Below are 13,156 nucleotides of genomic sequence, written 5' to 3' on the forward strand. Positions count from 1 at the left end.
ATTGTCTTTTCTAATTTGTCGGGAGTCATTTTTTAATTTAAACTTTTAGTATTAAAATGCGATGTTCGTATTCTTCCTTTTATCTACCGTTTCCAATCCATAAGATCTTAGCTTTTCCCAACTCTTTTTAGGATGCCTTTTTCTTGTATGTCTTCTCGTTTGTTCAGTGGTTATAGCTTCTATCAAATCTAATGGGAAATGGTTATAAAGGGCATGCATATATCCTTGCTCTATCATACCGAAGCAATCACAATCGTTGTCCATGAAGTAATTATCTTCAATTAATCGCTCAAGTTCCCTTTCAAGATAGCTCAAGTCATGCACTTTACTTTCAGAAATTAAAATGCCATTAGAAGTTCTTTCGATCTTACCAAGTAAATGATCTCCAATTTCTTTAGATATATTATCTAATTCCTGTATTTTTTTCATATGTTCCTGATTTTCTAAGATAAATTCAATATACTTTTTTTTCATTATATTCAACTCCTAGTATCTTTCTATATCCATGCAATAATAACCTATCTCTAATTTAACAAATTTTTATGGTGTTATTAATTAAAAAAGTACAACCTTCAATGACAAAATGTATCTCTCGCTGAAATCTAGTTTTGTCACGTTAATGTACTTAAGGAGGAACTTTAATGAATTTTGGGTTGGTTACCTGATGATTATTTTATGAACAGAATTAATGAAAATCTATCTATTGTATTAGATTTAGGTACAATAATTTATAATTCTAACGATTCACCAAGAATTATAATAAATAGACAACAAAGTTTAGACAGTAAAAATAGAAAAATAACATATACAAAATAAAATAATCTAAAAAAGGGAAGAAAAATTTCTTCCCTTTTCATAATGCATGAGTTATGAAAAATGAATTAAATTAAGACTTTAACCACCATGATTTCCGTGTGCATATTGAATAACATCAATAGCTTTCTGTGTTTCTGTAGGGGATTGGGCACCAAACATTAAAGTAAAAATAGTAATTACACCAACTAAACCGAGCATTGTCTTTTTCATTTTAATGCCTCCTTCTCAAAAGCTTTTTTTCCTGCTTGAGAACATGAATAGAAATAATGACTTGCTTTAACATGGTTATTTTCTTTATAAAATGCAGTAGCAAGATATTCTTCATACTCTTTAATGTATTCGAAAAGTTCTTGCTCTTTAAAATATGATACGCCTTCTAACACTGTCTTTTCAAGTGTTTCGGCAGGAAAATCTCCATTCATTGCATCTAATATTTTAAAATGGTGCAGATACTCTATATTTGCAACCTCTTCACAAATGGAATGTCCTGTTACTATGAGATCTTTTGCAACGGAGTGATTTCCTTCTTTCATATGTTCCCTTGCCTCAATAAATAGTGCTTTATAATTGTTAGGCATTTTTTGATTTACTTCTGAAAGATATCTAATAGCTAATGACGAGAGGTTTTGAGTAGCATACATTAACCCTAAATTTTGACGCACCATTAAAATAAATTGCTCTTCGTCTATTTTTTGGAACATATCCATTGCTTTCGTAAAATACTCTTCTGCGAGTTCCCATTCTCTCAAATGAGTACAAGCTAGGCCTATAAGGTTATCACAAAAAGCGACATTAATTTCATACCCAGCATGTTGAGCAAAGATTTCCCTTGCCTCTGATACTTTTTTATAAGATAAGAGCCCTTGATACATATCATAATGGAAAGCTCCAACTTTATAATAAAATTCCGCTTTTTCCAATTCATCAGGAATGCAGTCTAAAAGTTTTTCTGCGTTTTCATAACTCTCTTTTGCGATTTGATATTCTCCAATAGTAGAGGCATGAATTCCTTTGAAAAAGTGATAATAATAAGCTAAGAAATTATCTGTAGGCATATCAAAAGCCTCAACTTTGTCAAAACTGCTTTTTGAAACGCTTAAATTATCAATTACAAATTGATATCTAAAATCTAGTAGTGAGTAGTAGAGCAATAAATTCTGATCCTCTTCAATACTATGAATCTTAGTATCAATTATTTCTTTTAATTGATGAGCATTACCTATACGTCTTGAGCGGATTTCAAGATACCAATCGTTTAGTAGCTTTGTAATTTCATTGTTTCCCTTAGTTGAAACAATCATTATTTATTCCCCCATCCTATAGAAGTCTACTGATGTTATATATTACCATTGTAGCAAAATCCCCATTGTATTTAACTGTTTTATTTTTATTTTTCAACAAAATTCAGAAAAATCAATCAACAAATAAAAGCGGAACAGATTTTTGAAGGTACTGGTGCAGATGGTATATGGAATAAGGCTATATTCAAAGTAAAAGAAGGTAGCTACTATTATATATCTGAGAATAGTACGATTGAGGTAGCTGCCAATGAGTATCTAAACGTAGAAGTGTTAGAAGAGGTCCATCAGGGAGAGGATTATAATTTATTTGCTGTAAAAGGGGACGAAAGAGACATGCTGCAGCAGTTAGAGATGGATAGATTTAATTTTGAAGATGTAGAACGGGGAGACCTTAATCTATTGGATAACGAAATTATGAGTAGTACAGGTGCTATAGAAGAGTGGGGAATTGAATCATCAACATTACGTAAAAGAATAAATGATTTCCCAAAAGGCTCAATCCGTAAAATTGGAACTACATATGCTGTGCCTCGATTTGGAATGCGCTGTGTCTTCGGTTCGGATAAGAAGTAAATAAAAATAAAATAGGAGGAGCGATCAATGAAGAATCACATAAGGAATTCTAAGAGTCAATTACTACAAACCAATAAGAAATGATCTCACCTAAGCAAAAACAGCGTGAAACCATATAAAATTGATTAAGAGAGGCTTATATAGAGAAGATTAAGGTTCATAACCGTAGATTGAAACCTCAGGAGCACGCGGATGTTTTAAGCTGGGTATTGTTTAAAATTCGTGAACACAGTATATGATATAATTTTTCTGATAGAGTTGGATAAGTTAACAAAAGGTGGTATTAGCTATGCGTAATGAAAAAGATGTTTCGGTTACCAAAAGAGCTTCTGATGATCTGAATGATTTGGATGATTTAAGAAAAAAGGTTATAGATTTAACAAAGGAAACAGGGGAATCAATCAAAAGAAATATTATTAGTTGTAAAGCATTTAAAGATTCAATCCCTATGGATTTACTTTATATGAGAAATACTAAAGATTCGAATTTATTAGATTTAGTAAAAAGTAATAAGTTTATTGTATTACTTGGGGATGCAGGTGAAGGTAAGAGTATATTTTTAAAAAGAAGTGCTTATGAAATTATGAGTAATCGCGATCCAAGTAACAACTATCTTGCCTTATATTATTCATTAAATATGTATGCAGATGAAGATATTCAAATGTTACTAGAAAAGGAATATGGAGACTTTACTAAATTTAAAGATTTAAAGTTTCTTTTTCTATTTGATGAATTTGATCAAGTCCAAAATAAGGCATTACTTATAAAAAAATTGCAGTCTTTTCGGGATAAGTTTTGTGATTCACACTTTTGTATTGCATCTCGCTCAAATGCTTATTCAAATAACTTTAATAATGCAGAATTGGTTCAACTATTACCTTTTTCCTCCCGTGATATTGAACAATTTGTAAAAAATAAATTACCTTTGAAATATAATGCACTTCTACAGGATGCTAAAATATTTAATTATATGGAATTTATGAAAAATCCATTCAATCTAAATGCAATTATTGATTATTATAAAATAAATAATTCTCTCCCTAAAAATACTGCGAAAATTATTAATGAAGTTATAAAATCTTCAATCAATGAAAAACTAAATGAATTAGAAGAAGATATCTTATTTAAGGAATCGTATGAATTAGAAAAAGTATACTTCAATTTACAAAAAATAGCATTAGTTATGGAAAGCATCCAATCAAATTTCTTAACAAATAAACAGCTTATGACAATTATCCCTAATAAAGAAACTAGGCATGTCATTAAAAATTTATCTATAATTAAAAAAAGATTTAATAATAATAATATTAGTTTCCAGTTTATTCATAATAATTACAATGAGTATCTTGCTGCAGACGCTTTAAAAAATAAGAGCCTCGATGATATTTTACAATTAATTACTATAGATGGATTGCCTGAATTTAATATTCTGCCATCATGGAAAAACACTGTAGCTTTTTTGTTATATTTGAGAGATAGCCAAGATCTAATTGAAAATCTAATTACTATAGATCCTTCAATGCTCTTAGATTTAGAAGTTGGAAGATTAACAAAGCAACAACGTAATCAAATTTTTAAAACTCTATATGAGAGATACTCCTCCCGTGATATTTGGTTAGGAGATAATCCATTTGATTTAGCAAAATTAGCGATGAATAATGAAACATACAGTTATTTAAAGGATAAAATCATAAGTTCAAGTAGTAATATGGATAAATACAACGCTGTTTATATAATTCGATACTTCAAAGAATATGCAGAAATGGATTTAAAAAACAAACTCATTGATCTTGTATTAAACATAGATATTAATACTGAATTGCGGGCAGTTAGCTTATCAACTTTAACAAGTTTGTACCAGGTGGATAATGAACTTGTTAATGCTGTATTACCTATTCTTCAAGAAAAAGAAAATGTAGGCTTAATTGGTTCTTTTTTTAGATTCTTAACTAAATATTCAACAGTGGATGATTATATTGAATTTATTATTGAACACATTCCTTTAATGCACTTTAATCTTGATTCAACCATTCATTTATCAAACTATGCTATTTATGATTGTATAGAAAAACTGCAATCACTAGATGCAATTATAAAACTACTGGATTATTTTATTGAAAACACCCAGATACTAAGGGATATTCATATTGATGATTTAATACCTAGCATAGTAGGTAAAGCATTAATTTATCAGGAATCTTCGGTTGTTTGGAATAAGATGCGGGAACTTTTAAGGAAATCAGATATCATATCTCCGCACAAAGCAATGTATACTATTTTCAATTTTTTTGTAGCTTCAGGTACTTTAAATCAGCTGTTCGATAGTTTTTACAATCGTGCGGAAATTAAAAAAGATCGTTATTATTACAAAGTAATTGCTTTATCGATGACAGAGGAGAATATACTAAGACTTATTTCCGATAAAAAAGATGATGTAATATCTGAAAATGAAATAATGAAAATAATTTTTGAAATGCGTGTGTATCATCAAGAGGAGGATTTCGTAGAAAAATTAGTACATGATCTTAATATCGAAGAGCCCACTTCTAAAAATTATGAAGAAATACAAAACAATAAACTAATGGAATTTATTGAAATTATTTTCTCAAAAGAAAAGTTTTTAGCAGAAGTTAAAAACATATTCATAGGTGAAGAAAAAGAAGCATTATGTTTCGATGATTTGGAAATCGATAAAATGTGGGATAATTTAAAAGGTGATGAGAAATATAATAGTTTTATGTTGCGGTGCTTAAGAGAAATATTGAAAATAAAACCTATTACATTTGATGAATTCGAAACATTAATTCCAGATTATGATGTATTCACACTGAATGAGGCGTATAAAATAAAAACGAATAATTCGAATATCGAATTTTCTAAAGAACAAAGAGAGAAAATTTCACAAATATGCTATGACAAAATAAAACACGTTGATTTTAATACTGCAATTACTTACAACGAAAATAGTGTAACATTTGGTTCAATATATGTGTCATTATGGTTTTTCCAAAGACTGTTTAACCTTCAATATCCGGAAAACATATTGTTGGATATGATATCATTTGATTATGTTATTAAAAACAATCATGTGGGAATTAAATATATAGAAAAATATGTTAGTTTGTCTTTAATGCAGGAAAGAATCCTTTGGAACCTAATAAATAAAGACATCAGGGAGCAAATACTATACAATCATTTAAGCTTTTGTAAAGAGTATAAGGTAAGGGATTCAATAGAGATAATAAAAAAATTATTTAGTAACAGTAATCTTTCTAATCGTGATAAGTTGGAATGTCTAAAAACTTTAATTTATCTAGGTGTAGAAATTTCATACTTAAAAGAGTTAATGGTGTCCACTGAAGACGAGAAGATTTTTGATACATGTGCCGCTTATTTAAGTCAGCTCGAACCTCAAAAAACTCAAGATATTTTAATAGAAAGTCTTAATAAAAAAGACAATATAGCTTTAAAGAGTGCTGCACATTTAATAAACTATCAAAATATAGAAGGTATTGAGTATTACATTAATTACATTCGAAAACAAAAAAAATATGGTTCTTTTACTTCACAAATGTTAATTCAAAAGATATCGAATATAGAAGCATTGGAACTCTTATTTACTTTATTAAATGATGTTGTAAGAAAAGAAATTAAGCAAGAACCATTTGAACGACTTCAAGAAGAAATAGTATCTGCGTTTAAAAATATAGCCGTAAAAGACGCAAGCAGCTTAGGAAAAGTACTTGAAGGGATTTTGGGATTTATTGAACAAAACAAAGAAGATATCGAACTAAACGATTTCCATGTAATCCACGATGATGTGTTGAAGTTTTATAAATCAAACTACAAAAAGAGCAATGATATTTACACTACTTTAACCTCAGTCAATCGAATCCTCTTTGTCCCAGAGGATGAAGAATATCGAAATAAACTAATAGCATGCATAAATCTTCAGACTGATATTATGGAGAATACGACTGCTATAGATATTTTCAAGTTACATCCTAAGAACATGGGGAATATTGCTTATTTAGTTTCCCTTAAATTAAGTAAAAGCAACCGCGAATTCGAGAATTTTATCAATTATATGCAGCAAATCTTTTTTGAATCACTTCACAAAGAGCAAAAGCAAAAGAAAGATATCGATGGGCGTATATATAAAGAACATCGTACACTTTTTGAAATCTTAAATCTGATTCGATGTTTAAGACATTACTATCTTCATATGGAACTTAATGATCTAAATGTGGTAGAAACAGTGAACAACTTCTTTTTAAGCTTTGGAGGTCAACCAGATACTGCCGAAAAGTGGATGTTATTACATTCGAAAATAATTAAAGATTTAGAAGAAGCTCTTCTGAAGACTAAATCTACTCTCTAAATCGCTGCAAATTACAAGGATTAATAATAGAATTTATCCAATATAAATTACGCGATTAGAATTAGTACCTTTGAATTAATTCATTGGATAAAAAAATCTTCAATTTCACATCGAGATTAAGCAACTATATTTTTACCCCCGTCCTATATATAGAACGGGGGTATGTTTGTTCAATTCTTTAAATTTAAATCGCTCAATTTTCGTTCTACAACAGGTGCTTAGTGAATAGATGAACTAGACTGTAATTCTCGGGAATTATATGCTAAATTATTCAAGTTGCCTTTTTTCTAAACAATCAATAGCTTCACGTTTCTTCTCATTACTAATATTTGTATAGATACTAGTAACTTCGACTGAAGTATGTCTAAGTTGATCTCGAAGTAATACTAGGTCTTTGTTTTCCTTATAATGATTGGTGGCATATGTGTGCTGTCGTTTATGAGGGCTACGTTTTTCATCAAATGCACTTGAATATTTGTCAAATAACTTCTGTATAGCTCTAACAGTTAACTGCGTATATTTCCCTTTATAATTTGTTACAAAAAGTAAGTCTTCATCTTGAGGGCAGTTATATTTATCAGGACGAATCCTAATATACCCCTGAACATCATCTAAGCAAGAACGAGTGGCTATCTTTTATTACCTTTACGAGTCGCTTTTATGGTTCCCTGACCGAAGTTTATACTAGAAATAGTAAGACTAGCTACATGGGAAACCAGAAGTCTATTGTTTAAAATGAGGCTTATGATGGCTATATCTCTTTCCTTATCCCGCCGGAAAAACTATATTTTTGTGGTGATATATTTTTCAATATTTCTCGGTAATCAATTATAAAAATAAAATAAGCCATATCTTACTTGTTATTCGTTTAAAAGCCTAAATAGAAATAAAAAAAAAGAGAATAAGAGCAGTGAAAATATGACTAAATATAAATAAAATACTTTCATTTTTGATTGAATGAGAATATCTAGAATTATGACGAATTAATATTTTTATTATTAATCCATATATCATCGAAATTAAAATGAGTAGAAGTAACAGCCAAACAAATTGCACCCTATTATAATCTATGGACGTAGCATTAATAATAGCAGGTTTTATAGCGATAAAAAAAATTATTAAATATATAAAAAGACTTAGAATACAATATAATGAAAAATTCAACAAGTTTCTGTACAAATAATTCCCCCCTCTCATAGAAGTAACCTAGCCCTATTTAATTATTACCATCATAGCAAAATAAAGTTAATCTGAAGTTGATTTTAAACTATTTATTAATAAGAATCAGAAGATAAAAATAAGTAAGCATAGAATTTCTATTAATAATTAAATGTATATATTCATAAATTTTAATGCGTGAATAGTATTATAATGAATTAAATGGATGGTAATAATATTCCTCTTTGAAAGGGTGTATATTAAATGCAGTATTCTTACATTAAGTATTTTGATGGTTGGAAAAAAATATTTCCTAGTGGTAACTTAATAGAATTTCAGGAGAAAAGTTATATAGAGTTAGATTCTATGATTATAGATAATGAAAAGGAAGCTAAGCTTATTAAAGGAAGAAAAGCTATATATCAGGCAATATGCCCTATATGCGAAGACATCATGTCGTTTAATAAAGGATCTAAGGCCGTTAATAAAAATCCATATTTTTTTCATTTAGATAAAGAACAATGTTTTTCATTTGAATCACTGGCACATGCTAGAACTAAGAAATACTTATATGAATTATTTAGTAAGGCTGGTTACATCGTAAAAGAAGAGAAACGATATAAAGACATTTCACGTGCCGACGTAGCAGTACTGCAAACAATTGATGGAAAAGAAGAGCTGAAGCTGGCAATCGAGGTACAGGCGTCAAATATTCGGACTAGTAATATTGCAAAGAGAACAAATATATATTTTGAAGAAAATGTACCAACTGCATGGGTGTTAATACTAGATAGTTTCTTTCCACCTAAGGAAAAAGAAGTAAATGGTGAAAAAATATACACGGATAGTTATAGTGGCACAAGAATTAGTAGTTTTAATCCAGAAACAAATTCATATGAGTATACATATATTGCTCCATTAAAAGAGGAGTACTTCTTTGTAACAGGGGAAAATAATAAAGCATTTAACTATTTGATGGATGTATACCATGTTATTGTAACTGTTGATCATAATGGACATGTATTTTTAATTCGAAGAACTCCCGAAAGTTCTAAGTTAAGGGTAGATGCATTATTAGAGAACCGAGAACATTCAACACAAGATGATATATTTCTGGTTAACCGAATAGCAGAGTCTGACATTGTACCAGTATTATTAGAAACAGAATTATTGCGTGCACCAAATAGTGAAAATGATACGAGGCTGAAAAAGAGTACTCAATTAAATGAAAAATTTAAAGGCCAAATTCATAGAAGTGATTCTGATCCCACGAAGTTAGTAGATGCTGCTATTGAGTTTGATAAAGCCTGGCAGATAGAGGAAGCATTAAATAGTATAGAATTAGCGAGAAAAACAAGAGAAGAAATAAAAATAGCCTATACTAACAAACTACTAGAGATAGAGCAACAAAAAGCAGAGGAGCGCAGAAGGCAAGAGGAAACATTGGCTGAACAAATGGCAAAGGATTATATGAACGACTTATACAATCAATATAAAAAGGAATTTAATATGCTAGTAGACCGCTTGGAGGCAGAAAAGGTTCAATTTCATTTATCTTCAATCGGTAAGTGGTATTCTTGGTTGAACTATTTAAATGAAGAGTGCCATAAGTGGTATATAGTCGTAAAAACTTTATTTAAAGGATTTCCAACACGTTTCTTAAGTGATAAGAATGATTATGAAATGTATTTTAATAAGGAACAAAATAGTTATAAAAAATGGATTGAGGGTAGAAGTTTAAATGAGTTTGTAGAGGAATTACAGCAACATTATGAACAGGAAACAAATAATACTAAGGAAAAAATATTTTATCAAAAGCTTTTGACTAAGTATGGACAAAAGTTAGATAAAGTGCAAAAAAAAGAAAAAATACAAAGGGAGCAAGAAGAGCTACGTATCCGTCAAGAAAAAATAAAGAAAGAGGAAGAAGAACGAAAACGCATTCAATTACAGAAAGAGCAATTATATAGAAAACAAGAACTTTTAAACAAAGATTATGATGATATACCACTTTTAACAAAAAATGAAATCGATAATTTTAGAAATAGGTTTTGGGAGGAATACAAATGTATTCCTAAAAAAGAACGCACTGCTTATGAAAGAAAGTATTTTCCTTCAGGACTACCACGGTGGTTTATGAAAGACAAGATTCTCCATGTAGAAAAAGAAATAGAAGCTGAATTAAAAAAGAAAAATAGCAAGAACAAGGAGCAAAAAGAAAACTTAAAAGATAACGACGATGGCTATATTCAGCTGAAGTTATTATAAAAGAAATTTTTGTAATTGGAAGATAACATATATATCATTAAACTTTATTTCTTTATATTATAATTTTAAAATCGTGTTTTTTAGGAGGATACATATGAGATTAAATAAAAGTGAAAGATCATTGCCTGTATTATTAGCCTATGAAAGAGATGAAAGTGGAAATCTTGCAGTTTGGTGCCCTTATTGTGCGACATGGCATCTTCATGGACGAGGAGACGGGCATCGTAGTGCTCATTGTCAAAATAGGAGAAGTCCATTTATAGAAACCGGGTATATTATTAAAAAGGGATCGAAAAAAGATTATGCTTTCGGTAGAACATATTATGACAGCTATGACAAATTAGATTTGAAATATCGTTACTAGAGGGTTTTTCTTTAATTTAAGAATCAATTTATAAGTAATGCCAATAAGTTAGTCTTATATAATCAGATAAGATATTAAAAGGAAGTGGAAGTTTAATGGGATATAGTACTCTATCTCTTGATTTTAAAAATAAAGTAGTTGTCGATAAAACGAAGTGGAAAGAAATATGGGATGATTGTATGGAACCAGATAGTTTTGCTGAGTATGTGTATATAGTGATTGAAAATGCGGCGCGTCGTTATAAATTTAAACATGACTTTGAACCAGAGATATACATGTTTAATTTGAATAGACCTTATAAGGTGAATCTGAGATTGGGTAATAAAAAATACATATTGATAATGAATCCCTTTGATGAAAGTCAACTTGTTAGTGGAGAATAAGGTTAATAAAAAATAAAAGAAAACCATCGTATTTTTCATTACGATGGTTTTTTAAATGGATGAAAGCCCTAGTTAATTAAGGATGAAGTGGATATTGTAACATACGTGTCGTAGTACGTAAAATGTTTTTTCTAATTACTCAATTAGTATTTTATTTTACATTATAGATGCTTCTTAAGATATTAATGAACCCTATACAAACATTTTCAAGCCAATTATGAATTAATGTTTAATTTGAAGAAATTTAAAAATTCAACGCAACTAAAATCTGATTATTTGAAAATTAATTAGATTTTATGGTAAAATTAAGGTTATTAATACAAAAAAAGGGTGGTTTGATTATTTGATAAATTCTAAAATTGTTTCATTGCAAGAAGGTTATACTTTATCAAAAAATGCAAGAAATCTATTCATTAATAGAAATAATCGTGCATTATTAATATATAGTCAATATGCAAAGCAAAATGCTCAATCTCTGTATAAATTAGCATATACGTATTTGGATAGTCCGTCCAATGAAATTGATAAAGGGTTTAATTATTTTACAAAGGATGAAATTATTTTATTTAATGATACATTAGCAAATGTTATAAATCAGTGCAGAGATGAGTGGATTGGTGATGTAAATCCTTATGAGATTATTGAAGATGAGAAAAAAAGGAAAAAATGTACATTGTGTAAGCAGAAAAATAAATTAATTTTTCATATCAAAAATCAATTTAATGGAATGAAAATGAATGTGGGAAGTAAATGTATAACAGCATTTCATTCATTAGAATATCCTTCTGGTCTGACTAAAGCAGAAGTTATGAGACGTGCACACCGACAATCTCGTATTCAGAGTTTAACATTAAAATTTCCTGGTATAGAAAAAATAGTATCGTCATGGGAATCTGAATTAGAAAAGTATCACGTCTTAATTCCTGAATTTTTAGAGAATAAGTACCTTGATATTGGGAGTGAATTAAAAGAGATATATAATAACTATTTAAAAAGACGGGTTGGAAAAGCTGATATAAAAAAGATTTCTAAACTTTTAAAGTCAAGGGATTCTTTTTTGAGCAATATGAGGGATTATGAAACGGAAAACAAACTAAAGGATTATGTTGTTACACGTAAAATTGTTAAATGGCTTCAATTAAAAAATGATTATGAAACAATTAAGCATATAAAAAAAACTGGTTATGTCACTTCTGATATAGTACATAAAATTTTAGAACCGAATTTTTTGGAATCATTAATCCCTAAAATTAATAGGCTTTTTGAAAAGCAAGGAATTAGTGTTATCGCATATGAGAAAGAATATGTAAATTATAAAATCAAACCTTTTTCAAATTTGGAATTCTATTTAAAAGTAAACAGCAGAATATTATTAAAAAATTTTGGGCCATTGTTATTTAGAAAGGCGATACCAATCGCTCCTAGCTTACAAAATATTTTTAAAATATCACATTTATATTCAGAAAATGAACAGAACATGGTACTTAATGAATTAAATAGAATGGATTCTGTTATAGGAACTGAACTTTTAGATTATGGATATGCATACGATCATTTTGAAAGAAATGAATTAGATTTATTTGATAAGAGAATAAAAAGATTTATTGTAGTGAATTTATCTAAATTTCTTGAAGAATTTAAAGGAGTTGCTTTTGAATTAGGGAAGATAGCGTCTATTGAACAATATGTAGATTATCTCTTAAAAGAAAATACTAAAACGTATACCTATTTAGATTTAAGAGGCATTCGTGATAGAACTGATAATGATATAGATAACAAAGAATAAAAATGACATGTAGTTAAATAATAAACAAGAGTAATAGTGATAATTTATATATTACTTAAATAAATAAATAAATAAAATCTATTAAAAATTTTATTTTAAAACTGAATTTTGCTTTAATTGATTAAA

10 protein-coding genes and 2 pseudogenes are annotated in these 13,156 nt (G+C 28.9%); 7 read left to right on the top strand and 5 right to left on the bottom strand.

The window, feature by feature from the left end; all coding sequences use genetic code 11:
* Positions 1-51: 51 nt before the first annotated feature.
* The 3 genes from ACTFRN_RS20505 to ACTFRN_RS20515 form a co-directional block, all read right to left on the bottom strand.
* Positions 52-474, bottom strand: a complete 423-nt coding sequence (locus ACTFRN_RS20505) for a hypothetical protein (protein WP_046648660.1) — start codon at positions 472-474, stop codon at positions 52-54.
* Between the two features lie 420 nt (positions 475-894).
* A complete protein-coding gene (locus ACTFRN_RS20510) occupies positions 895-1,026 on the bottom strand; it encodes a Phr family secreted Rap phosphatase inhibitor (RefSeq protein ID WP_086706967.1) in 132 nt (43 codons plus the stop codon).
* Positions 1,023-2,117, bottom strand: coding sequence for a Rap family tetratricopeptide repeat protein (locus tag ACTFRN_RS20515; protein ID WP_046648662.1), 1,095 nt, complete (start codon positions 2,115-2,117; stop codon positions 1,023-1,025). The genes ACTFRN_RS20510 and ACTFRN_RS20515 overlap by 4 nt, the downstream gene beginning before the upstream one ends.
* A 123-nt stretch (positions 2,118-2,240) precedes the next feature.
* Between ACTFRN_RS20515 and ACTFRN_RS20520 the strand changes: the two genes are divergently transcribed.
* The 3 genes and pseudogenes from ACTFRN_RS20520 (at position 2,241) to ACTFRN_RS20530 (ending at position 7,071) form a co-directional block, all read left to right on the top strand.
* Positions 2,241-2,690, top strand: a complete 450-nt coding sequence (locus ACTFRN_RS20520) for a helix-turn-helix domain-containing protein (RefSeq protein WP_046648664.1) — start codon at positions 2,241-2,243, stop codon at positions 2,688-2,690.
* A 27-nt stretch (positions 2,691-2,717) separates the two neighbouring features.
* Positions 2,718-2,926 (top strand): annotated as a pseudogene (locus ACTFRN_RS20525) (transposase); the annotation flags it as partial.
* Positions 2,927-2,979: 53 nt separating this feature from the next.
* Positions 2,980-7,071 carry an NACHT domain-containing protein gene (locus ACTFRN_RS20530; protein WP_046648666.1) on the top strand — a complete coding sequence of 1,364 codons (4,092 nt, stop codon included), beginning with the start codon at positions 2,980-2,982 and terminating at the stop codon, positions 7,069-7,071.
* 267 nt (positions 7,072-7,338) lie between these two features.
* Here the strand turns inward: ACTFRN_RS20530 and ACTFRN_RS20535 are convergent.
* Together ACTFRN_RS20535 and ACTFRN_RS20540 are read right to left on the bottom strand one after the other, a co-directional pair.
* Positions 7,339-7,900: pseudogene (locus tag ACTFRN_RS20535) on the bottom strand (tyrosine-type recombinase/integrase); the annotation flags it as partial.
* A 47-nt stretch (positions 7,901-7,947) separates the two neighbouring features.
* Positions 7,948-8,250: a hypothetical protein gene (locus ACTFRN_RS20540; RefSeq protein ID WP_061130459.1), complete on the bottom strand. Its 303-nt coding sequence runs from the start codon at positions 8,248-8,250 to the stop codon at positions 7,948-7,950.
* Between the two features lie 243 nt (positions 8,251-8,493).
* Here ACTFRN_RS20540 and ACTFRN_RS20545 point away from each other — a divergent pair, with 243 nt between their 5' ends.
* The 4 genes from ACTFRN_RS20545 to ACTFRN_RS20560 all read left to right on the top strand — a co-directional run bounded on the left by ACTFRN_RS20545 (position 8,494) and on the right by ACTFRN_RS20560 (position 13,030).
* Positions 8,494-10,497 (top strand): competence protein CoiA family protein, encoded by a 2,004-nt coding sequence (locus ACTFRN_RS20545; RefSeq protein WP_046648668.1) that lies wholly within the window; start codon positions 8,494-8,496, stop codon positions 10,495-10,497.
* 94 nt (positions 10,498-10,591) lie between these two features.
* On the top strand, positions 10,592-10,861 hold the full coding sequence (locus ACTFRN_RS20550) for a hypothetical protein (protein ID WP_046648669.1): 270 nt from the start codon (positions 10,592-10,594) through the stop codon (positions 10,859-10,861).
* Positions 10,862-10,956: 95 nt separating this feature from the next.
* Positions 10,957-11,244, top strand: a complete 288-nt coding sequence (locus ACTFRN_RS20555) for a hypothetical protein (protein ID WP_046648672.1) — start codon at positions 10,957-10,959, stop codon at positions 11,242-11,244.
* A 343-nt stretch (positions 11,245-11,587) separates the two neighbouring features.
* A complete protein-coding gene (locus ACTFRN_RS20560) occupies positions 11,588-13,030 on the top strand; it encodes a hypothetical protein (protein ID WP_046648674.1) in 1,443 nt (480 codons plus the stop codon).
* Positions 13,031-13,156: the final 126 nt, after the last annotated feature.

Source organism: Bacillus cereus group sp. MYBK245-2 (assembly GCF_051916145.1).
Taxonomy (GTDB): Bacteria; Bacillota; Bacilli; order Bacillales; family Bacillaceae_G; genus Bacillus_A; species Bacillus_A pacificus.